The sequence below is a fragment of the Nonomuraea sp. NPDC050680 genome, from assembly GCF_040654555.1.
In the GTDB taxonomy this organism is placed as follows: domain Bacteria; phylum Actinomycetota; class Actinomycetes; order Streptosporangiales; family Streptosporangiaceae; genus Nonomuraea.
This window is the reverse complement of the sequence record NZ_JBFAIF010000014.1, coordinates 213,475-235,666: the sequence shown is the minus strand read 5'-3', so window position 1 is coordinate 235,666 and position 22,192 is coordinate 213,475. Positions and strand designations below refer to the sequence as shown.

At 70.3% G+C, this 22,192-nt stretch carries 19 protein-coding genes and 1 pseudogene; 5 read left to right on the top strand and 15 right to left on the bottom strand.

The window, feature by feature from the left end; translation table 11 throughout:
• Positions 1-3 precede the first annotated feature (3 nt).
• The 10 genes from AB0H88_RS36060 to AB0H88_RS36015 all read right to left on the bottom strand — a co-directional run bounded on the left by AB0H88_RS36060 (position 4) and on the right by AB0H88_RS36015 (position 10,481).
• Entirely contained in the window at positions 4-624 is a 621-nt protein-coding gene (locus AB0H88_RS36060) for a YoaK family protein (protein WP_357652495.1), read from the bottom strand.
• A gap of 126 nt (positions 625-750) precedes the next feature.
• Positions 751-2,277, bottom strand: coding sequence for a ricin-type beta-trefoil lectin domain protein (locus AB0H88_RS36055; protein WP_357652493.1), 1,527 nt, complete (start codon positions 2,275-2,277; stop codon positions 751-753).
• Positions 2,278-2,401: 124 nt separating this feature from the next.
• A complete protein-coding gene (locus AB0H88_RS36050; RefSeq protein WP_357652491.1) occupies positions 2,402-3,196 on the bottom strand; it encodes a maleylpyruvate isomerase family mycothiol-dependent enzyme in 795 nt (264 codons plus the stop codon).
• A gap of 160 nt (positions 3,197-3,356) precedes the next feature.
• Positions 3,357-3,953: a carboxymuconolactone decarboxylase family protein gene (locus AB0H88_RS36045; RefSeq protein ID WP_357652489.1), complete on the bottom strand. Its 597-nt coding sequence runs from the start codon at positions 3,951-3,953 to the stop codon at positions 3,357-3,359.
• Between the two features lie 93 nt (positions 3,954-4,046).
• A complete protein-coding gene (locus AB0H88_RS36040) occupies positions 4,047-5,069 on the bottom strand; it encodes an oligopeptide/dipeptide ABC transporter ATP-binding protein (protein WP_357652487.1) in 1,023 nt (340 codons plus the stop codon).
• On the bottom strand, positions 5,062-6,066 hold the full coding sequence (locus AB0H88_RS36035) for an ABC transporter ATP-binding protein (RefSeq protein ID WP_357652485.1): 1,005 nt from the start codon (positions 6,064-6,066) through the stop codon (positions 5,062-5,064). Before AB0H88_RS36035 ends, AB0H88_RS36040 begins: the two co-directional genes overlap by 8 nt.
• Complete coding sequence (locus AB0H88_RS36030; RefSeq protein WP_357652483.1) at positions 6,063-7,007, bottom strand: ABC transporter permease; 945 nt, start codon at positions 7,005-7,007, stop codon at positions 6,063-6,065. The genes AB0H88_RS36035 and AB0H88_RS36030 overlap by 4 nt, the downstream gene beginning before the upstream one ends.
• Positions 7,004-7,930, bottom strand: a complete 927-nt coding sequence (locus AB0H88_RS36025) for an ABC transporter permease (protein WP_357652482.1) — start codon at positions 7,928-7,930, stop codon at positions 7,004-7,006. The genes AB0H88_RS36030 and AB0H88_RS36025 overlap by 4 nt, the downstream gene beginning before the upstream one ends.
• A gap of 11 nt (positions 7,931-7,941) precedes the next feature.
• Positions 7,942-9,504 carry an ABC transporter substrate-binding protein gene (locus AB0H88_RS36020; RefSeq protein WP_357652480.1) on the bottom strand — a complete coding sequence of 521 codons (1,563 nt, stop codon included), beginning with the start codon at positions 9,502-9,504 and terminating at the stop codon, positions 7,942-7,944.
• 44 nt (positions 9,505-9,548) lie between these two features.
• Positions 9,549-10,481 (bottom strand): 5-dehydro-4-deoxyglucarate dehydratase, encoded by a 933-nt coding sequence (locus tag AB0H88_RS36015; RefSeq protein ID WP_357652478.1) that lies wholly within the window; start codon positions 10,479-10,481, stop codon positions 9,549-9,551.
• A 177-nt stretch (positions 10,482-10,658) separates the two neighbouring features.
• Here AB0H88_RS36015 and AB0H88_RS36010 point away from each other — a divergent pair.
• A pseudogene (locus tag AB0H88_RS36010) lies at positions 10,659-10,790 on the top strand (helix-turn-helix domain-containing protein); the annotation flags it as partial.
• Between the two features lie 81 nt (positions 10,791-10,871).
• Here the strand turns inward: AB0H88_RS36010 and AB0H88_RS36005 are convergent.
• Both AB0H88_RS36005 and AB0H88_RS36000 read right to left on the bottom strand, forming a co-directional pair.
• Complete coding sequence (locus AB0H88_RS36005; protein WP_357652476.1) at positions 10,872-12,959, bottom strand: beta-galactosidase; 2,088 nt, start codon at positions 12,957-12,959, stop codon at positions 10,872-10,874.
• 167 nt (positions 12,960-13,126) lie between these two features.
• Positions 13,127-14,116, bottom strand: coding sequence for a LacI family DNA-binding transcriptional regulator (locus AB0H88_RS36000; RefSeq protein ID WP_357652474.1), 990 nt, complete (start codon positions 14,114-14,116; stop codon positions 13,127-13,129).
• A gap of 425 nt (positions 14,117-14,541) precedes the next feature.
• Here AB0H88_RS36000 and AB0H88_RS35995 point away from each other — a divergent pair, with 425 nt between their 5' ends.
• Genes AB0H88_RS35995 through AB0H88_RS35985 form a run of 3 tightly spaced genes read left to right on the top strand, consistent with a single transcriptional unit; the run spans position 14,542 to position 17,790 of the window.
• The gene (locus tag AB0H88_RS35995) at positions 14,542-15,474 is read left to right on the top strand and encodes a sugar ABC transporter permease (protein WP_357652472.1); all 933 of its coding nucleotides are present in this window, start codon (positions 14,542-14,544) and stop codon (positions 15,472-15,474) included.
• Positions 15,471-16,391, top strand: coding sequence for a carbohydrate ABC transporter permease (locus AB0H88_RS35990; RefSeq protein ID WP_357652470.1), 921 nt, complete (start codon positions 15,471-15,473; stop codon positions 16,389-16,391). Before AB0H88_RS35995 ends, AB0H88_RS35990 begins: the two co-directional genes overlap by 4 nt.
• A gap of 22 nt (positions 16,392-16,413) precedes the next feature.
• Positions 16,414-17,790: a sugar ABC transporter substrate-binding protein gene (locus AB0H88_RS35985; RefSeq protein ID WP_357652468.1), complete on the top strand. Its 1,377-nt coding sequence runs from the start codon at positions 16,414-16,416 to the stop codon at positions 17,788-17,790.
• A gap of 71 nt (positions 17,791-17,861) precedes the next feature.
• Here the strand turns inward: AB0H88_RS35985 and AB0H88_RS35980 are convergent, their stop codons facing one another.
• The 3 genes from AB0H88_RS35980 to AB0H88_RS35970 are packed head-to-tail and all read right to left on the bottom strand — an operon-like array spanning position 17,862 to position 21,232.
• On the bottom strand, positions 17,862-19,484 hold the full coding sequence (locus AB0H88_RS35980) for a hypothetical protein (RefSeq protein ID WP_357652466.1): 1,623 nt from the start codon (positions 19,482-19,484) through the stop codon (positions 17,862-17,864).
• Positions 19,481-20,374 (bottom strand): ABC transporter ATP-binding protein, encoded by an 894-nt coding sequence (locus AB0H88_RS35975; protein ID WP_357652464.1) that lies wholly within the window; start codon positions 20,372-20,374, stop codon positions 19,481-19,483. Before AB0H88_RS35975 ends, AB0H88_RS35980 begins: the two co-directional genes overlap by 4 nt.
• 33 nt (positions 20,375-20,407) lie before the next feature.
• Positions 20,408-21,232, bottom strand: coding sequence for an oxidoreductase (locus AB0H88_RS35970; protein WP_357652462.1), 825 nt, complete (start codon positions 21,230-21,232; stop codon positions 20,408-20,410).
• Between the two features lie 234 nt (positions 21,233-21,466).
• Between AB0H88_RS35970 and AB0H88_RS35965 the strand changes: the two genes are divergently transcribed.
• Entirely contained in the window at positions 21,467-22,177 is a 711-nt protein-coding gene (locus AB0H88_RS35965) for a helix-turn-helix domain-containing protein (RefSeq protein WP_357652461.1), read from the top strand.
• The last annotated feature ends 15 nt before the right edge of the window (positions 22,178-22,192 follow it).

Genomic DNA, 22,192 nt, shown 5'->3' with positions numbered 1-22,192 from the left:
GCGTCAGCTCGTACCGGTGATCAGAGCGAGGGCCACGGCCAGCAGCGCGATCACCGGAGCCGCCGCGGGGAGCAGATGCAGGCTCACCGTGGCGGCGGCCGCGCCGAGCGCCAGGGCGAGGAGCACGGCCATCAGCTCGGGAAGGTGCGGCTTCCCGTCCTCGGGAGTGAGGAGGCGGGAGAACGAGCTGGTCAGCGCGCCGGTGATGAACGTCGTCGAGCCGACGAAGGTCCGCAGGCGATGGGTCACCGCGCTCTGGACGCCCATGGCGAGGGCGGCGGTCGCGATCAGCGGGAGGTACGGGCCGGACAGGGCCCAGGCGATGGCCAGCGCGATCAGCAGGCCCAGCTCGGCGGCCAGGGCCAGTCTGACCCGGGCGGCCCAGCCGGTGGCCGAGCTGATGAACCGGAACGCGGCGACCAGGCCACAGGTGAAGGCGATCAGCGCCACCAGCGAGCCCAGGGCCTCGGAGAGGCGGCCGCGACCGGCTGACACGCCGAGCAGGACGAGGTTGCCGGTCATGTTCGAGGTGAAGACCTGGCCCAGGGCGAGGAAGGTGAAGGCGTCCATGGAGCCCGAGGCCAGCGCCAGGCTCAGGATGGGCAGGCGGTTGGTGGCCGACATCCCCTCATGGTCGGCCGCCCGTGCGGCCCACGGGGGGAGGCGCGCTGAGCACGGTTACGGGACGACGTGCTGGGCGGACGTGGCGGGCGGTTACGGGACGACCTGCTGGGCGGGTGTTGTGGGCGGTTACGGGACGGCGGGGTGGGTGGGCGTGTTGGGTGGGTTCAGCCAGTCGGGGGTGCGCCATTGCTGGACATTCGCGCGGGTGCACGGGCGCAGCGACAGTGAGGCCCCGTCGGGCTCGAGCTGCAGGCACAGGCCGCTGGCGATGTGCTGGACCTCCCAGTAATGCCACCGGTTGTGCGCCGAGCGGTAGTTGAAGCGCCAGTGCTGGTCGGCGGAGTTCGAGCAGGGTTCGCGGGACGGGCGCCGGTCCGGTGGGCCGGTGGCGGTCAGGCAGGTGCCCATGCTCGTGATCGCGTACTCGCCCTGGGTATTCGGCCGGTAGCTGAACGCCTGGTTGACGCCGCCGTGGCAGGTCCACGTGATCAGGTCCGTGGCGCCCGTGGCGTCCAGGCACACGCCGTTCTCCGAGCTGGCCAGCGAGCTGCCGAGATCCGGCAGGCGGGTGGTGACCTGCCAACGCTGGCCGGGCCGGTCGGCCGCGCAGGCCAGCAGGATCAGCGGGGTGCCGGAATCGGCGGAGCCCTGGTTGGGCTCGGCGCACAGGTTTCTCTCGGGGGAGGCGATGGCGATCGCCTGGCGGCCGGTCAGGTCGCCGGTCAGCCGCCAGAGCTGGTCGTCGGAGCCGTCGCAGTCCGCCTCGGTGAGAAAGATCCCTTCGGTGACGCGCCGGGCCTCCGGGGTCAGGCAGCGCTCGCTCACGCGGTTGCGGATCCGGTGGAAGAACGCGCCGTCGCGCTTGGCCGGTTCGAGGTCCCAGCGCTGGGCCTCGGCGGGGACCGTGTTGATGGCCGAGCCACCCAGCCTGGCGTGCGGGGGAGCGGTCGTGGAGGTGTTGACGACCAGGGGCCTGCCGGGCGCGTACAGGGAGAGGATCAGTACGTTCGAGCGCTTGAGCGACTCGGGGATGTAGGTGTCGACGTACACCACATAGGCCAGGAAGGCCGCAGTCGCGACCACCACCGACACCGCCGTGCCGATGACCAGTCTCCTGCGGCGGGCGGGCCGGGGCGGCCCGGGATCGGCCAGCCTGCGGTAGGACTCCAGCCACCTCTCCGCCGCGGCGTTCTTCACGTCGTGCACCAGGAGGAAGGCCCGGATGACCGGCACGGCGCTCTCGACGTCGTTGAGCCAGCCGGTGCGCTGCTTGGTGACCTTCTCCAGGTCTGTCCGGTCGAAGGCGAGCCCCCGCCGGGCGGCGCGCGCCTGGAGCTCGGCGAACCTGGGCGTGCGCGCCTCCCTGCGCAGGTCCTTGAGCAGCCGCTTGAACGTGGGCAGGTCGTGCGCGGTGAACGGATCGGTCGCGGTCGCCGTGCGGTTGGTCCAGCGTGACTGCAGGAAGCCACCCAGCGGCGGGAGCACGGCGGCCAGGCAGGCGAAGACGATCGCGGGCAGGATGTGCGCCGGGTTGAGCTGGGGCTGGCCGTCGGTGGCGAAGTTGACGTAGATGCCGGCCAGCACGGTGAAGACCGCGCTGAGCACGGCCACCGCGCCGATCACGAGGGCGAGCTCGCGTGGGGGATTGCGCATCTGCTCCGTCCGGCACTGTGTGTCGGCCTATGCTAACGGAACGTACGTGGGTTTATCGGGCGACGGCCGTGCCTCTCAGAATCCGGATCAGTAGCCCGGATCAGAATCCGGTCAGTAACTCGGGTCAGAAACCGGGGAAGATCCGACGCAGGTCGTCCAAGGTGAGGCTGTCGCTCGTGAGGGTCACGACGCTCGGCGTGTGCTCGGGGGAGTGGCGGCCGGTGGTGAGGCGCAGCCACCACTCGGCCGGCGCGCTGAGGACGGCGTCGGGCTGAGCCGGCTCGTCGGTGAGGCTGACCGCCTCACCCACGGCGAGCCCGAAGGAGCGCTCGGGCGAGGTGGTCCGGATGGCCACGCCGACCTGGCGCCCGGCGAGGGCGTCGGCCTTGCCGACGAAGCCGATGAGCATGCCCACCTGGTCGAGCAGCAGCTCAGCCGCGGCGGGGGCCAGAGTCGCCGCCGGGTCGAAGGCGACCTCGACGTCCCACGAGTGATGGGCGAACTCGCTCAGCCGCAGCCCCGCCGCGGTCGCCACGTCCACGGGGACCGGCAGGAAGCCGAGGTCGATCCGCAGCTCCTCGCGCGTCTGCGCGTCCAGGCCCTCATAGCGGCTGACCAGCGCCTCGTTGGCGCTCAGGAAGCCCTTCGCCCGCTCGGCCGGGGACATCGCGTCCCAGCGTGCCCAGACCGACTTGTTGAAGTCTCCATCTGGGCCGGCGGTGCCGCTCAGCGTGGCCTCCAAACCGGCCAGGTTGATCTCGGCGCCGCTGCCCAGGTGGCTGAGCACCTGCGACAGGTCCCACTCCGACGCGCCGGACGGCCGGGTGAGGTCGTCGGCCGTGAGGCCGCGGACAAGGGTGGCCAGGTGATCGTGGCCGCTGCGCAGCGCGTCGATGATCTGGTCGGCACGATCGGTCATGTTCGTCTCCAGAGTGGGGACGCGGAGATGTCTACGGTCCGCCGCGTTGCGAATTTTGTTGACGGGTCAAGCATACGTCCGGCGAGGATGAGTGCTTCCCCGCGGCGGCGAGTACCTGTCGGCGCCCCGGCCACCAGCGATCCGAAGGCGCCGACGAGGCTCAGGCGGAGGTGTCCCGGGGCTGTAAGGAGTCGAACACGGTCATTCCCGAGGCCGGGTCGAGATCGGTCTCCGTCACCTCGGTCAGCCGTGCCATGGTCATGTAGAAGCCGATCACCAGGATCGCCTCGACGATCTCCCGCTCCGAGAAGTGTCGTCGAACCTCCGTGAACACGCTCTCCTCGACCCGGACGGCCTCGATCACCTGCTTCCCGAACGCGAGCAGCGCCCGCTCCGCGTCGTCGAAGACCTCGTTGTCGAAAACCTCGTGGTCGTAGACCTCGCCCGCGAGATTCGCCTGTTCGATCGCGTCGATCTGCGATTGCGGAACGCCGACTCCCAGGGCGATCGGCACGTGCTGCCGCCATTCGTAGGCCCCGCCCTCGATCCGCGCGACGAGCAGGATCAGCAGCTCGCGCCGTCGGTGCCCGAGATCAAGGCTACTGAGGATGGCCGTGCCCAGCCGCACCTGCGGGAGCACACACGACTCCGCGTGCGCCAGCATGCGGAAGATGTTGAGCTTGACCGGTAGGGCCGCGAGTACTTCGGCCGCGTCCCCGGTCGCGTCGTCAGGATGGATGAGGGTCAATCTCGCCATCGATACCTCCGGCTGTGTCGCCGTTAGCTGAGTGGACAGGAGCGCTCGTCGTGTGACCGAGCGCCTGAGAGTCTCACCCCCGCGACGGCCTCATCAACCGGGTTCCGCGACCTCCTGGAGCGGCAGGTGACACGCGGCCGAATGCAGCGGCTCGTCGCCGGACGGCTCCAGCGGCGGTACCACTTGGGCGCAGACGTCTTCAGCCTTCCAGCAGCGCGTACGGAACCGGCATCCCGACGGCGGGTCGAGCGGAGAGGGCACCTCCCCCTGCAGCAGGATCCGCTCACGCCGAGCCCCCGCGGTGACGTCCAGGACCGGCGCCGCGGACATGAGCGCGGCGGTGTACGGATGACGCGGCTGGTCGAACACCTGCTTCGTGGGCCCCGTCTCGACGATCTTGCCGAGGTACATGACCGAGACGCGGTCGGCGACGTGCCGGACGACGGACAGGTCATGGGAGATGAACACGTACGACACGCCCAGCCGGGCCTGCAGGTCGGTGAGCAGGTTGAGCACCTGCGCCTGGACCGACAGGTCGAGCGCCGACACCGGTTCGTCGCACACGATGACGTCCGGTTCGAGGGCGAGCGCGCGGGCGATCCCCAGGCGCTGACGCTGACCGCCGGAGAACTCCTGCGGGTAACGGCGGGCGTCGCTCGCCCGCAGCCCCACCATCTCCAGGAGCTCGGCCACCCGCTTCCCGCGCTCCTTCGCCGGCACCAGGTCACGGTGCGTCCGCCATGGCTCGCCGACGATGTCCTCGGCGCACAGCCGGGCGTTCAGCGACGCGAACGGGTCCTGGAACACCATCTGCACCCGGCGCCGCCACTTGAGCAGCTCCTTGCCCCGCAGCGCGAACGGGTCCGTGCCCTCGAACCTGACGTGGCCCTGGTCCGGGCGCTCCAGCATGAGCAGCACCCGGGCGAGCGTCGACTTGCCGCAGCCGGACTCCCCGACCAGGCCCAGCGTCTCGCCGCGGGCCAGCCGCAGGTCGACCCCGTCCAGCGCGCGCAGCCGGTTGCTGCCGGAGGGGCCACGGGGCACGTGGAAGGTCTTGCTCACCCCTGCCACGTCCAGCAGGGGAGCCTCCATGGTGGATGTGGCGGGCTCAGTCATCGGTCAGCTCCCTCCAGTGATGACACGCGGACAGACGACCGGGTCCGGCCTCGACGAGGACGGGCCGCTCCTCCGCGCACACGTCGCGGGCCATCGGGCAGCGCGCGCGGAAGGCGCAGCCCGAGGGCACCGAGTGCAGGTCGGGCGGGCTGCCCGGGATGGAGTTCAGGGTGGCGCCGCGCTCCACCTCGGCCGGCACCGAGTCGAGCAGCCCGCGTGTGTACGGGTGGCGCGGCCGGGCGAAGACGTCCGCCACCCGGCCGGTCTCGACGATGTTCCCCGCGTACATGACGGCCACGTGGTCGGCCTGCTCGGCCACCACCGCGAGGTCGTGGGTGATCAGGATCAGCGCCGTCTGCTGCTCGGTGCGCAGCTCCCGCAGCAGCTCCATGATCTGGGCCTGCACGGTGACGTCGAGGGCGGTGGTGGGTTCGTCGGCGAGCAGCACCTTGGGGTGCAGGGCCATCGCCAGCGCGATGAGCAGCCGCTGACGCATGCCGCCGGAGAACTGGTGCGGGTAGGCGCTCACCCGGGCGCCGGCCTCGGGGATGCCGACCCGCTCCATCAGCTCGACGGCCCGCTTGCGCGCCTCGCGGCGTGAAAGACGCTCGTGGATCCTGAACGGCTCGGCCAGCTGGGCGCCGACCGTCTGGACGGGATTCAGCGCGGTGAGCGCGTCCTGGAACACGATGGCCAGTCCGGGCCCGGCCAGCCGTCTGCGCTGCGCCGGCGACAGGGTGAGGATGTCGGTGCCGTCCAGGCGTACGGCGCCGCCCGCCACGTGCGCCACCGGGTCGAGCAGGCCGACGATGGCCTGCGCCGTCATGCTCTTGCCGCAGCCCGACTCGCCCAGGAGCGCCAAGGTCTCACCGGAGCGGACGGAGAAGCTGACCTCGCGTACGGCGCGTACCGTCCCGGAAGGGGTGCGGATGTCGACCGCCAGCCGATCCACCTCCAGCACAGGGCGCCCGGACTGCGTGCTGTTCGGCTCGCTCACGCGCGCACCTCCTTGTTCTTGGAGCGGGACTTCTCGCGGCGGGAGCGGGGCAGCGTGAGCCGCCACCGCTGGCCGGGGTCCATGGCCAGGCGGGCCCAGGAGGCGAGGACGGTCGCCGAGACGGTCGTCACCACGATGGCGACTCCGGGGAAGACGGCGATCCACCAGGCGCTCTGCAGTACCTGCCGCCCTTGGGCGACCATCAGGCCCCAGCTCATGTCCGGCGGCTGGATGCCGATGCCCAGGAAGCTCAGCGACGATTCGGTCAGCATCACGAAACAGAAGTCCAGGGTCGCGACGGTGAACAGGGTGGGCAGCACGGTCGGTGCCACGTGCCGGCCGATGATCGCCCAGCTCTTGGTGCCGAACGTCCGCGCCGCGTCCACGAACAGCCGGCTCTGCAGCTCGGCCGACTCCGCCCGCGCGGCCCGCAGGTAGACCGGGATGCGGGCGATGGCCAGGACCAGGACGATGTTCCCGGCGCTGGGGGAGAAGACGTACAGCACGACCACGGCCAGCAGCAGCGAGGGGAAGCTGAGGATGACGTCGGCGACGCGCATGGAGACGTTCTCCCGCCAGCCTCGGTGGTAGCCCGCCCACATGCCCCAGACCGACCCGACGACCAGGGAGATCACCACGGCCGGGATGGCGACGGAGAGCGTCGTACGGCTGGCCACGATGAGCCGGGCGAGCAGGCTGCGGCCGAGCGAGTCGCTGCCGAGCACGAACGCGAAGCCGTCGTCGAGGCTGAACGGCGGCCGGTTGACCGCCCGCAGGTTCTGCTTCACGGCCAGGTCGCCGAGCAGGATCGGCCCCACGATGGCGCCGACGGCCACGATCACCAGGATCACCACCGCCAGGCAGGCGAACCGGTCCCGCAGCAGCAGCCGCCACCAGGTGATCCGCCGAGCAGCGGGAGGAGCCTCCACGAGGCTGGTCATGCCGTCACCCCCTGACGGACTCGGGAGTCCAGGAGCGCGTAACAGGCGTCGATGACGATGTTCAGCGCGAAGATGGTGATCGCGGTCACCAGGACCGCGGCCTGCAGCACCGCGAAGTCGCGTTGCAGGATCGAGGTGATCATCAGCTTGCCGATGCCCGGCCAGCCGAAGATGGTCTCGACGACCACGGCCCCGTTGACCAGCCCGACGGCCAGGTCACCGGCGACGGTGAGCGCCGGGGGCGCGGCGTTGCGCAGCGCGTGGCCGAAGACCACCCGCAGCTCGCTCGCGCCCTTGCTCCGGGCCACCTTGATGTACGGCGCCGACAGCGCCGTGACCATCGCCCCGCGCACCACCTGCACCAGCACGCCGAACGGCCGGATCAGCAGGGTGAGCACCGGCAGCACCCAGGCCGCCATGCTCTCGGTGCCCGAGGTGGGCAGCCAGCCGAGCGCCACGGAGAAGACCAGGACGCCCATGATGGCGAACCAGAAGTCCGGCATGCTGGCCGCGGTCGTCGAGGTGAAGCTGGCGACCCGGTCGGCCAGGGAGTTCGGGCGGTAGGCCGCCCAGCTCCCGACGACGACCGCGCCGAGGATCGCCAGGATCATCGTGGCGCCCGCCAGCTGCAGCGTCGCGGGGAAGGCCCGCAGCACCGCGTTGGCGGCGGGCTCGGCGGTCCGCAGCGACTCGCCGAAGTCCAGCCGGACGACCTGGGCCAGGTAGTCACCGAACTGGACGAGCAGCGGCTGGTCGAACCCGTGCCAGGCGGCGAACTCCGCCCGCATCTCAGCGGTGGCGCTGAGCGGCAGGTAGAGGTTCGCCGGGTCGCCGGTCAGGCGGGCCAGGTAGAACACGCCGAGGACCACCACGACCAGCGGGATCGCACTGGAGATGACGCGACGCCGCAGGAAGGTCAGCACACCTGCTCCTTTCAGCCGGCCGGGTGCAGCTCGGCGAGACGCATCTCGTCGTTCGTGGCGGCGTTGGGCTTGTAGGTGACCTTCTTCGACAGAGCGATGATGCCGGTCATGTGCGCCAGGACGGCGTCGCGCACGACGTCCTTGTTCTGGTAGTCCAGCGCCTTGGCGAACGCCGTCTGGCGCTCCTCGCCCGAGGCCTGCTCGCCGGCGGTGATGAGGTCGTCCAGTTCGGGGGTGCCGAAGCTGCTCTGCGCGCCCTTGCTGCCGTAGATCTGGCCCATGGTGAAGGCCGCGTCACCGGCCTGGTTGCCGTGCTGGGCCTGCAGCAGGGTGGGGCCGGCGTCCTTGGGGAACGGGCGCAGCAGGTACTCCAGCCAGGCGTTCACGTCGAGCATCTGGATCTTCACCGAGAGCCCGGCCTCGGTGAGCGAGTTCTGCACGACCTCCATCGCCTCGGCGGCCTTGGGGTAGATCCCGTTCCGTCCGATGATCGTGATGGGGGTGTCCGTGGCGACGCCGGCCGCCTTGGCGTCCGCGATCAGCTTCTTGGCCTGCGCCATGTCGTACGGCCAGGGCTGGATGGCCGGGCTGTGCCCGGTCACGCCTTCGGGGACGAGCTGGCCCGCCGGCTTGCCGAGCCCGGCGAAGACCGAGGCGACGAGCCCGTCCTTGTCGATGGCGTAGTTGATCGCCTGGCGCACGCGAATGTCGTTGAGCGGTGGCTTGGCGGCGTCGATGCGCAGGTAGGAGGTCTCGTTGTTGGGGAACTGCACGGCCGAGTCGCCGGCGCCGTCCTCAGGGGCGAGGCCGACGGCGATGTCCGCCTCGTCGCTCTTGATCATGGCCGCGCGGATGCTGCCCTCGCCACGCCAGACGTACTCGGCCGCGGCGAACTCCGGCGCCTTGCCCCAGTATCCGGGGAAGCGCTCCAGGCGCAGGCTGCGGCCGGCGTCCCACTTGGCGATCTTGTACGGCCCGGTGCCGACGGGCTCGCGGACCTTGCCGGTGGCGTTCGTGGTGGTCGGCACGATCTCGACGAAGGACAACCGCAGCGGGAGGATCGGGTCCGGCTTGGCCGTCTTCACCTTGAGGGTCACGTCGTCCGCGGCCGTCGCCGTGAGCTTGATGCCGCCGAAGACGTACCCGTTCACGTTGCAGTCGACCTTGGAGCCGAGGGTGCGCTCGATGGAGAAGGCGGCCGCCTTGGCGTCGAACGCGGTGCCGTCGTGGAACTTCACGCCCTTGCGCAGGGTGAAGGTCCACTCGGTGGGCGAGTCCTGCTTCCACTCCGTGGACAGCGCCGGCTGGAGCTGCCCGGAGGTCGGGTCACGCTCCGTGAGCGCCTCGGTGATGTTGGCCCGGGTGACGCGCCCGGTCGCGGTGAGGGAGGCGTCGCACGGCTCCAGCGTGGGCGGCTCCTCAGGCAGCACGATGCGGACGGTGCTCGCCGCCGCGCCGCCACCGGACGACGGCTCCGGGCCGCTGTTCGCGACCGAGCAGGCGCCGGCTGACAACAGGGTGCCGAGCGCCAAGAAGGCAGAGGCCGCTTGACGGCGGCGGGGGGTGGTGATCATGATTCCTCCGAATCGCCTGCTCCTGGTGCCGGGCAGGCCGCGTGCTATGCGACAGGTGCCGCGCTGAGGGCGGAGAGGCCGCGGTCGATGATGCGGGCGAGTTGCTCGCGGTGCTCCGGGGTGACCTGCGCCAGCGGCGCGCGGACGGGCCCGGCGGAGCGGCCGCGGATGTCCAGGCCGGCCTTGACGAGAGAGACGGCGTAGCCGGGGGTCGTGTTGCGCAGCGCGGCGAGGGGGGCGTAGAACTCGCGCAGCAGGAGGTCCTGGGTCGCGTCGTCGCCCTTCTCGAAGGCCTGGAAGAACGCGACGGCGACCTCCGGGAGGAAGGCCAGCACCGCCGAGGAGTAGGCGCGGGCGCCGAGGCCGACGTAGGAGCGGGCGAAGATCTCGGCCGTCGGCATGCCGTTCAGCAGGGGCAGCCGTCCGGCGGTGGCGGTGTGGATGAGCTGGAGCAGCTCCATGTCGCCGTGCCCGTCCTTCAGCGCGGCGATGTTGTCCACCTCGGCGAGCTCGGCCACCGCCTCGGGGGAGAACAGCGCCGTACCGCGCTGGTAGAGGATCACGTCCAGATCCGTGGCGGCGGCCACCTCCCGGTAGTGCGCCACGAGCCCGGCCGGTGGGCCGACCTGCAGGTACGGCGGGAGCACCAGCAGGGCGTCGGCCCCGGCGGCCTGCGCGGCGCGGGCGAACTCGGCGGCCGTCCGTGTGCCGCCGCCGACCCCGGCGAGCACCGGGACCGTTCCCGCGACGTGCTCCACGGCGGCCTTGACCACCGCCTGGTGCTCCGTGGCCGTCAACGACGCCATCTCCCCGGTCCCGCAGGCGACGAAGATCGCGCTGGGCCGCGCGGCGAGCACGTCGGTGAGATGAGCCCTGAGCCCGGACAGATCCACGTCCCCCGATTCCGTGAACGGTGTGACGGGGAAAGCGAGCAAGCCGGACAGGGAAGCGGCGACTCGCGTGACGGCGGGGGACATCAACAGCAACCTCTTGTCTACATATGGAGACAGCATCTATATTTGTAGCCGAGACATTAAGTGGGTGTTTCACCAAACGTCAAGAGGTGGTCGATGACGCAGTACGCCCCGGACTCGTTACCTCAATGCGCCCGAGACCGGGCGGGAGGCGTCCGCGGCGTCTAATCGGCCGAGCGGACCATCGCGGTGCTCGAACACCTCAGCTCAGCCCCGAAGGCGTCATCACTTCGCGAGCCGGCCACCGCGCTGGGCCTGCCGCAGGCCAGCGGCTATGCGCTGCTCACCACGCGGGTGAGCAGCGGTTGGGTGGAGACCGACGATGCCGACCGCTACCGGCTCGGCATCCGCACTGCTGCGGGCCGGGGCCCGCATCATCCGCTGAAGGGACTCCTAATCCACCGCGCGGAGCACGGCGACGCCCGAAGGCGGCAGGGTGACGGTGGCGACGGCCTCGTCCGACGGCTCCAGGGCGTCGGTCCACTCGCCGCCGAGGGCGATGTCGTGCTTGTCGCCGGTGTGGTTCAGCAGGATCAGGAAGCGGCGGCCGGCTCCGGCGCGGACGCTCGCCTGGACCCCCGCGGGCAGCCCCTCGACGACCGGGGTCACTCCCGCTTCGGCGAGCGCCCGGCCGAGGACCGCCCGCATGGTGACCGCGTCGAGGCGGGTCGACAGGTAGCGGGCGATCCCCGCGCCGAACTCGTGCCTGGTCACGGCCGGGCGACCGGCCCAGCCGGCGGCGTCGAAGACGAGTTCGGGCTCGGCACCGGCCAGGCGCAGGTCCTCTCGCCACAGGTCGGCGACCCCTTCGAGGTGCGAAAGCACCCCCTGACCGCGTACGGGGAACCTCTCGTGCTCGGCCGCCGGGCAGAACTCCTCGACCCGGACCCCGAGCATCTCGCGCAGGGGTGCGGGGTAGCCGCCCAGGTGGACCCGGTCATGCTCGTCCACGATCCCGCTGAAGAAGGAGACGGCCAGCGCGCCGCCGCCGGACACGTACGACGAGACGCGCCGCGCGTCCTCGCTCGACAGGAGGTACAGGTTCGGCACCACGATGAGCGCGTAGCCGGTCAGCTCGGCCGAGGGCGGCACCACGTCCACGCCGACCCCGAGGTCGAACAGGGGACCGTAATGGTCCAGCAGGCGCTCCTCCTGCCGCACACCGTCGGAGGGGTGGGAGTCGAGTTCGAGCGCCCACCAGCTGTTCCAGTCGAGCAGGATCGCCACCTGGTTGCGTACCCGCGTGCCGGGCAGGTCGGGCACCGAGGCCAGCTCCCGGCCGAGCGCCGCGATCTCACGGAAGACCCTGCTGTCGGTCCCCGCGTGCGGCACCATGCCCGAGTGGAACTTCTCTGCGCCGCCGCGTGACTGCCGCCACTGGAAGTACAGGATCGCGTCGGCGCCCTGCGCGACGGCCTGCCAGCTCCATAGCCGCATCTGACCGGGCTGCTTGATCGCGTTCCGGCCCCGCCAGTTGACCGCGCTCGGCGCCTGCTCCATCAGGATCCACGGCTGCCCGCCCCCGGCGCCGCGCATCGTGTCGTACACCAGGCCCGGGGCCAGATGCGGCCGCTCGTCGTGGGGGTCGGCGTAGGAGTCGACCGCCACGACGTCCAGCCGCGGCGCCCAGTCGAAGACGTCCACGGCCTTCAGGCCGCCCAGGAAGTTCGTGGTGATCGGCACTTCGGGGGTGATCCGCCGCAGGATGCCCGCCTCCAGGTCGAAGCAGTCACGCAGCGCCTCGTTGCCGAAGCGCAGGTAGTCGAGCTGCTGGGCCGGATTGGGGTACGTCGGAGCCGCGCGGGGCGGCTGGATGTGGTCGAAGGAGGCGTAGCGCTGCGACCAGAAGTCCGTCGACCAGGCGTCGTTCAGCGCCTCCAGGTCGTCGCCGTAGCGTTCCCGCAGCCAGCGGCGGAAATCGGTGGCCGACACCTCGCAGTAGCAGGCGGCGATGTGGCAGCCGTACTCGTTGCCGACATGCCACAGCCCGAGCGCCGGATGGCCGCGGTAGTGCGTGGCCAGCCGCTCCGCCAGGAGCGCCGCCCGTTCCCGGTAGACCGGGCTGGAGGGACAGAAGTGCTGCCGCCCGCCGGGGCCCAGCACGGTCCCGTCCGCGGTGACCGGCAGGATCTCCGGGTGCTCGTGGACGAGCCAGGGCGGCGGGGACGCCGTCATGGTGGCGAGGTCGGCGGTGATCCCGTGCGCGTGCAGGTCATCCAGGACCTGGTCGAACAGGGAGAAGTCGTACGCGCCGCGCGCGGGCTCCACGCGTGCCCAGCCGAACACCCCGACGGTGACCAGGTTGACCCGAGCCTCGGCCATGAGGCGCAGATCCTCCGCCCTGGTCTCGGCCGGCCACTGCTCGGGGTTGTAGTCGCCGCCGAAGGCCACGCCGCCGAGCCGGCGCCAGAACCGGTCGCCCGGGGACGGGGTGCCGGCAGCCCCGGAGACCGGCCTGACATCGTGAGGTACGGCGTTCATCGTCGGCGCGGCGGCCTTGGCGAGTCGGGCCGCCGCTCCTCCCTTCTTCGGTGGGGCGTGTCTTCGGTGGGGCGTGCTGGGGTTGGTCGGGCGTTCTTCGCCAGGCGTGGGCTGCTGGGGTTGGTCGGGCGTTCTTCGCCAGGCGTGGGCTGCTGCGGTTGCTCGGATCAGCCGGTCGGCGGGGGCGCGCTGGTGCTCTCCCTGACGATCAGTTGGGGAGCGACGAAGGCGGTGGCGGCGGGAGCCGTACCGGTCTCGATCTGGTCGATCATGAGCGACACGATCCGCTCGGCCACCACGTCGAAGTCCTGCCGGACGGTGGTGAGCGATGGGGAGAGGTAGGCCGACTCGTCGATGTCGTCGAAACCGACGATGCTCACGTCTTCCGGGATACGACGTCCCGCCTGGATCATCGCGCGCATCACACCGAGGGCCATCTGGTCGTTGGCGGCGAAGACGGCCGTCATGCCGGGCCGCCGGGCCAGGACGCGGCCGGCCTCGTAGCCGCTGGCCGCGCTCCAGTCACCGAACAGCATCTGGGGCACCGCCGCGTCCGCTTCCTTGAGCGTCGCGTGCCAGGACTCCGCCCGGCGCCGCGCGGCGTAGGAGTCCTCGGGCCCGGCGACGTGCCAGACCGTCTTGTGGCCGAGATCGAGCAGGTGACGGGTGACGAGCCGGGCGCCGAGGGCCTGGTCGGTGTCGACCATCGGGTGGCGGAGGCTGACGTCGCCGTCGGCCATCACGACCGGCACGTCCGGCGGCAGGCGTAGCGCCGGTGTGTCGAGGATCTGCGCCTCGACGACCACGATGCCGTCGACCGCCTGCACCGTCAGCTGGTCGAACGCCTCGTGCACGGCCCGCTCGGTCTGCGACTCGACGGCGATCATGTTCACGGTGTAGCCGGCTCGCTGCGCCGCCTTGGTGACGGCGTCGACCGTACGGGCGTTGCCGAAGCTGCCGAGCCCGAAGCTGATCAGGCCCAGGGTGCGGAACTGGCCGGTGACCAGCGCGCGGGCGGCGGTGTTGGGCCGGTAGCCGAGAACGCGCATGGCCGAAAGGACGCGCTGGCGGGTCTCTTCCTCCACGTTGCTGCGATTGTTGACCACCCGGGAGACCGTCTGGCTGGAGACTCCGGCCATCGCGGCGACGTCGGCCATGGACGGCCGCCTGGGCGAGCGCCGTCCCGCCGCGGTTTTCTGGCTCGCCCCGTCCACTGGCACCTCTGGTCATCCGATGGGCTGCTGTCGTGCAAACTCTCGCACGATGTTTACGTGAACATGACCCATCCGTCAATGGGGCACTGCTTTGGCCGACATGTGGTCACAAACGGTGATAAATCCGGCATTGACGTTAACTTTGGGTTACCTATTGACATGTTCTGGCGGCGAATGGAGACTACGGGGCATCTTCGCCATGTTTACGTAAACACGCTCACGTTAAACACTGGAGCCCCGCGATCGCTGCACCGAGCGCTCCACAGTGGCGCAGGTAATGGGGCGGTCCATGGATCGCCATGCCCCGACAAGGAGAGTTCAGTGCCAGTCTTCGTGGCAGCGCGAACATCCCGCGGCAGGAGCACGGGATGACCGCGCCCGCCGGTCTCGCCGGACCGGTGACCGCGCCCGCCGGTCTTGCCCGGCCGGCCCTGCGCCTGCGCGTCGCCGGCTACGCCTTCTTCCTGCCGTTCTTCGTGGTCTTCCTGGTCGCGGTGGTCGCGCCGCTGGCGTACGCGATCTATCTCAGCTTCTTCCAGGAGCGCATGATCGGCGGCACGGTCTTCGTCGGCGTGGCCAACTACACCCGCGCCATCGGCGACGCGCTGTTCGGCGCCGGCCTGCTCCGCGTCGCGCTCTTCCTGGTCGTGCAGGTGCCCGTCATGCTGCTCATCGCCCTGGGCTGCGCGCTGGCCATCGACAGCGGCAGGCTGCGCTGGCCGTCGCTGTTCCGCATCACGATCTTCCTGCCGTACGCGGTGCCGGCCGTGGTGTCGGCCCTCATGTGGGGCTACATGTACGGAGACCAGTTCGGCCTGGTCGGCCAGGTCGGCAAGGCCCTCGGCGTCGCGGTCCCCGACCTGCTCTCGCGCTCCTGGATGCTCTCCTCCATCGGCAACATGGTGACCTGGGAGTTCGTCGGCTACAACATGATCATCCTGTACGCCGCGCTGCGGTCCGTACCGACCGAGCTCTACGAGGCGGCCGAGATGGACGGCGCGGGCGCCATCCGCATCGCCTGGAGCATCAAGCTGCCCGCCCTGCGTCCCGCGCTGCTCGTGGCGACGATCTTCTCGATCATCGGCAGCTTCCAGCTCTTCAACGAGCCGAACATCCTCCAGAAGCTGGCACCCGCGGCGATCGGGACGAGCTACACGCCCAACATGTACGCCTACAACCTCGCGTTCAACGGCCAGCAGATCAACTACTCGGCCACCGTCGCCGTGGTGCTCGGCGTCGTCACCATCATCGTGGCGTACGCGGTGCAGATCATCACGGCCAGAAGGGAGAGGACGCTGTGACGGCCGTCGCCGAGGCGAACCGCACCACGGGCGGCCAGGCCGCGCACCGCTCCACCGCCGCGCGGCGCCGGGGGAAGAGCCCCGCCCTCACGGTGATCATGCTGGTGATGTTCGCGTACGCGGTCCTGCCGCTGTTCTGGCTGCTGGCCAACGCCAGCAAGAACGGCGGGGACCTGTTCTCGACCTTCGGGCTCTGGTTCGGCGGGGACTTCCACCTGTTCGCCAACATCGGCGAGACCCTGAGCTACAACCACGGCATCTTCGTACGCTGGTTCGGCAACACCGTGCTCTACTCCGTGGTGGGCGCGGGCGGCGCCGCCCTGCTGGCCACCCTCGGCGGGTACGCGCTGGCGAAGTACGAGTTCCCGGGCCGCAAGCTGCTGTTCGCGGTGGTGCTGGGCGGCATCTCCATTCCGGGCACGGCCCTCGCGGTGCCGACGTACCTGCTGTTCAGCCGCGTGGGGATCGTCGACACCCCGTGGGCGGTGCTCATCCCGGCGCTGTGCAGCCCGTTCGGCCTCTACCTGATGCGGGTCTACGCGGCCGACGCGGTGCCCGACTCGATCCTGGAGTCGGCGCGCATCGACGGCGCGGGCGAGTTCAGGATCTTCCGCACCATCGCGCTGCGGCTGCTCGCCCCCGGCTTCGTCACCGTCCTGCTCTTCGCGCTGGTCGCGACGTGGAACAACTACTTCCTGCCGCTGATCGTGCTGAACTCGCCGGACTGGTTCCCGCTCACCGTCGGCCTCAACCAGTGGAACGCCCAGGCCAACAGCGGCACCTCCGGTGCCGGTGACGCCACCTACACGCTCATCCTGACCGGCAGCCTGCTGTCGATCGTGCCGTTGATCATCGCTTTCCTGGGGCTCCAGCGGTTCTGGCAGTCGGGGCTCGCCACCGGAAGCGTCAAGCAGTGACTCCCGACGATAAGGAAACGCCATGAAAACCCTTCCATCACGGCGCGCTGTCATCCCCGCCGGGATCGCCGCGGCCCTGTCTCTGGCACTCGCCGCGTGCGGCGGCGGCTCCGGCGGGGGTGCCACCGCTCCATCCGCCGCCGCCCCCAGTGCCACGGCGGCCGTACAGGACGCGCTGTCCAAGCCCGCCGAGCTGACGTTCTGGACGTGGGTCACGGGGATCGAGAAGACCGTCGCCCGCTTTACAGCGAAATATCCGAACATCAAGGTCAATGTGGTGAACGCGGGGCAGTCCGCCGACCAGTACACCAAGCTGCAGACCGCGATCAAGGCCGGCTCCGGCGCGCCCGACGTGGCGCAGATCGAGTATTTCGCGCTGCCGCAGTTCGCCCTCGCCAAGCAGGTCGTCAACCTGGCCGACTACGGCGCCGCCGCGCTGAAGGACAAGTTCGCCGACTCGGCGTGGGGCCAGGTGGCGATCAACGGCGGTGTTTACGGCGTCCCGCAGGACACCGGCCCCATGGCGATGTTCTACCGCAAGGACATCTTCGACAAGCTGAAGATCAAGCCGCCGGCGACCTGGGCGGAGTTCGTCGACGCGGCCAAGAAGATCAAGGCCGCCGACTCCGGTTCGTTCATCACCTCCATCGACCCCGGTGACGCCGGCGGGGTGGACAGCCTGATCTGGCAGGCGGGCGGCGCGCCGTTCAAGACCACGGGCGAGAGCTCGGTCAGCGTCAAGCTCGACTCCGACCCGGGCGTCAAGCAGTGGGCCGGAACCATGAGCACGCTGCTCGGTGAGAAGCTGGTCGACCCGCAGCCCGGCTGGACCGACGAGTGGTGGAAGGGCATGGGCTCGGGCAAATACGCCGTCTGGCTGACCGGAGCCTGGGCGCCGAACGGCATCATCAACTCCATCCCCAAGACCTCGGGCAAGTGGGCGGTCGCCCCGATGCCGCAGTACGACGCGGCCAAGCCGATGAACGCCGAGAACGGCGGCTCCTCGGTGGCGGTCATCCCGCAGAGCAAGAACATCCCGGCCGCCGTCGCCTTCGCGCAGTGGCTCAACTCCGACCCGGAGGCCGTCAAGTCGCTCAACACCGAGGCCGGGCTGTTCCCCGCCACGAAGGTGCTGCTCGACGACCCGGCCTTCCGTGACGCGCCGCAGGAGTTCTTCGGCGGCCAGAAGATCAACCAGGTCCTGGGCGACGCCTCGGCCGCCGTCCGCCCCGACTGGCAGTACCTCCCGTTCCAGGTGTACGCCAACAGCATCTTCAAGGACACCGTGGGCCAGGCCATCGACGGCGGCGGTGACCTGTCCGCCGCGCTGAAGACCTGGCAGGACCGCATCTCCGCCTTCGGCACCGAGCAGGGTTTCACCCTCACCAGCGGCGGCTGACCTCCGGCACGACCACGACCGGCGGCCCGGTGGAACGCACTCCATCGGGCCGCCATCAGTGCCGCCGGGGCCTAGCCCGAGGCGAGATCGCGGCGGCGCAGGCCGTACAGGCCGAGGATCGCGAGCACCGCGGCGAGCACGGTCAGCACCGCCGTGGCCACCGGCGCGAAGGACCCCAGCGGGTGCCAGGGAAGGTGGGACAGCACCGAGGTGTTCACCAGCCACTCCGGCAGGTTCATGTAGGACCCCAGTACCTGCATGAACCCGCTGTAGACGAGCACCGCCCAGGCCGCGTTCACGGCTCGCGGGGCGAGCCCGAGCAGCGCGGCGGGGACGGTGAGCAGCACCAGCACCTCGGGGGCGCGGATGAGGCTCGCCCAGGTGACCTCTCCCACCAGGCCGGGCTCGCCGGTCGACAGGGCGGCGCCGACGCCGAGCGCGGCGCCGTACACCACCGGCAGCACGACCACGGCGAGCGCGGTGACCAGCAGGGACGACCAGTACCACGTCGATCTGCCGGTCGGCCCGGCCAGCACGGGAGCGATACGCCCGCGCACCTCCTCCACCCGGAGCCGGAGGACCGACAGGACCGCGAAGACGCCGGTGTAGAGGGACCCGGTGAACACCATGAGGCTGATCCAGGCCCGCCCGAAGTCCGCACCGGAGAAGATGGGCAGATCGGTTTCCGCCATTCCCCCGGTCATGGCGCCCAGGACGAGGCCGACGGCCAGGAACGCGGCTCCCCACGCGAGGATGGCCGCCTGCTGGAGCCGCAGCGCGAGCGTGAACGGCGAGCGCAGCCACGAAGGCGCCGACGCCCGGCCGGGACGCGGGGCCACCAAGGAGGCGCCGAGATCCCTGCGGCTCGCCAGCGAGTAGGCGCCCGCGACCAGCAGCCCGGCGAGCAGAACTGAGAGGCCGAGCGGCCACCAGCGCTCGTCGCTCAGCACCCGGGTCTGCTGTGACCAGCCGATCGGCGACAGCCAGAACAGCGGACCGCCCTCCTGGCTCTGCAGCGCCCCCGCGCCGCGCAGCAGCCACGCCGTGAAGAGCACGATGCCCGCCAGCCCGTTGGCGCCCCGGGGATGCTCGGTGACCTGCGCGGTGACCGCGGTGAACCCGGCGAACAGCAGCCCGGTCGCGGCGAGGGAGGCGCCGAACAGCAGGGCGCTGCCGGCGGGGAACCCGATGCTGATCGTCGCGGCGGTGGTGAGGGCCGCGAGCGCGACATTGCTGATCACGGCGACGACCAGCGCCGCGGTGAGCTGGGCGTGCCGTCCCACGACGGCAGCCCGGATGAGCTCGGCCCGGCCCGTCTGCTCCTCCGCCCGGGTGTGCCGGGTCATGAGCATCATGTTCATGATCGCGGCGGCCAGCAGGAACTCCACCCAGTAGGCGGCCAGGAAGTAGCTCTGCGTGGTGACCTCGCCGAACAAGGGGCCGCCGAGCACTCTCATGAAGGAGACGCGGATCATCTGTGACGCTTCGGCCAGGGCCGCGGGCGTCGGGACGACCGCGTTGACGGCGGCGTAGTAGAAGCGTGGGACGAGGGCCGTGATGGCGATCAGCCAGATGCTGAGCTTGATCCGGTCGCGGCGCAGCGCCAGCCGTACCATCGCGCCGGTGCCGGTCAGGTGGCTGCTCGCCGCTCTGGATCCGGTACGGCCGCGCGCTCGTGTGACCGTGGTGGTCATGCCGCCTCCTTGTGCGCGTAGTGCCGGAGCATGAGCTCCTCGAGCGTCGGCGGGTGGCTGACCAGCGAGTCGATGCCGAATGTGGTGAGGTGCCGGATGGCGGCGTCGAGGTGTTCGGCGTCTACGCCGAACCGCACGCTCCCGCCCTCGGTCCGCACGTTGTGGACCCCGGGCAGCCGGTCGAGGCCGGTCACCCTGGTGACGGTCTCGGCCACGACCGTCGTCCGGGTCAGGTGCCGCATCTGCGCCAGCGTCCCCGACTCCACCGCCTTTCCGTCGCGGATGATGGTGATCCGGTCGGCGAGGGTCTCGACCTGGGCGAGGATGTGACTGGACAGCAGGATGGTCCGGCCGGCGGCTTTGGCCTCGGCGACGACCTGCTGGAACACCGCCTCCATCAGCGGGTCCAGCCCGCTCGTGGGCTCGTCGAGGATCAGCAGTTCCACGTCGGCGGCGAGGGCGGCGACGAGGGCGACCTTCTGGCGGTTGCCCTTGGAGTAGGTCCGGGTCTTCTTCTTCGGATCGAGCTCGAACCGCTCGATCAACCCGTTCCGGCGCTCGTCGTCGAGCCCGCCACGCAGCCGGCCGAGCACGTCGATGGCCTCGCCTCCGGTGAGGTTGGGCCACAGCTCCACATCGCCCGGTACGTACGCCAGCCGCCGGTGTAACGCGACAGCGTCTGCCCAGGGGTCGCCGCCCAGCAGCCTGGCGCTGCCGGAGGTGGCTCGGATCAGGCCCAGCAGGATGCGGATGGTGGTGCTCTTTCCCGCCCCGTTCGGGCCGAGAAAGCCGTGCACCTCTCCGGCGGCCACGGTGAGGTCGAGTTCGTCGAGGGCGCGGGTCGGCCCGTAGGCCTTGACGAGCCCGGAAATGGCGATTGCGGGGATCACGGTTTTCTCCATGGTGGGTCTTGTCGGGCACGGTCAGGTGAGCCGGCCGGTCACCGTCGCGTCGAATTCGCGGTCGGAGAGGGACCTGTTGAGGTTGAGGAGTGCTTCGGCCTGCCAGCCCACGACATAGCGGGTCTCCGGCCGGGCCGACTCGACGGCCTGCCGGATCGTCGTCGCGACCACCTCGGGGTCGGAAGCCGGGTTGTCCCCGCCCACTTGCGGCTCGGCCGCCTGTGCCATGGCCTCGGCCATCTGCCGGTAGGCGCCGTTCCCGGAGATCTCCCGCAGTTGCCGCGCGGTCCCGGCCTCGAAGTCGGTCTTGATGACGCCCGGCTGGACGACGACGACGTCGATGCCGAACTGTCCGACCTCCATGCGCAGGGTGTCGGAGAAGGCCTCCAGGGCGTGCTTGGAGGCGTAGTACCAGGCGCCGAGCGGCAGGGCGATCTCGCCGCCGACCGAGGAGACGTTGACGATCGTGCCCGAGCCCCGCGCCCGCATGTGCGGCAGGACGAGCTGGGTCAGCCGGGCCGGCGCGAACAGGTTGACCTCGAACTCGTCTCGCGCCATCGCCATCGGCGTGTCCTCGACCGCGCCGTGGACGACGGCTCCCGCGTTGTTGACCAGGACGTCGATCCGCTCGTGTGCCTCAAGGACAGTGCGGACAACCCGCTGGAGGTCTTCTTCCTTGGTCACGTCCATCTGCAGGGCGTGACCGCCCGCTTCGCGGATCGCCTCCATCTGGTGCACCCGGCGCGCCGCGCCGTAGACGATGTGGCCGCCGCGCAGCAGTTCGAGTGCGGTGGCGTGGCCGATGCCGGATGAGGCGCCGGTTACGAGGCATATCTTGGCAGCCATGTCGGTTCCCTCCATGCGAATGTTCATCGTTCACATATGAGGAAAGCTACGGATGCGTTTACGGATTCGGCAAGTTGCGAATGTCGTTGTCGCAGTCCAGAAGGGCACAATTGGCGAAACGACGGTGCTGGCAAATGCAACAACCCTGTGCTGTGTGTCGCATTCAATCTGGCCTGGACGCATACTTGTGCGTGCGGTCCGCCGCCCATCGACAAGGAAGTGCCGGGAGGGCGCATGCCAGGAGGCCATCTCACGTACGAGGACCGTCGCAAGATCGCTGAAGGGCTGGTGGAAGGACTCACCTACGCGGAGATCGGCCGTCGCCTGGGACGACCGAGATCGACCATCGGCCGCGAGATCGCCCGCAACGGAGGCCCGCACGGCTACCGTGCGGCTCGGGCCCAGCAGGCGACCGGGCGGCGGGCCCACCGCCGGCCGCACTCGCCGCTGAGTACGCCGGCCACCGCGGCCACCAGCGGGCGTGACTCCCAGGCCGTACAGGAGTTCGAGCGGAAACTCGCCGGGGTGATGTCAGGGATCCCGCCGATGGCGGCCAAGGTGATGGTCTGCCTGTTCACCAGCGACAGCGGCGACATGACCGTCGTCGACCTGGTCGAGCGGCTCCGGGTCAGCCCCGCGTCGATCTCCAAGGGCATCGGCTGGCTTGAGGAAGTGGGGCTGGTCAAACGCGAGCGTGACAACCGGCGTGATCGGTACAGCATCGATGTCGATGTCTGGTATCGGGCCTGGTTGGTGGGCATCCGGTCGATGACGCTGTGGGCCGACACCGTCGAGGAGGGTGTCGGCGTTCTCGGCGCCGAGACCCCGGCGGGCTCCCGGCTTCTGACGGCGAGTCGGTTCTTCCAAGTCCTCAGCACCGACATGACCCAGGCGGCCGAACACTACCGGCAGATCTTCGCCGGCACCGGGGACGTCACGCGCTGAACCGCCCGGCGGTCG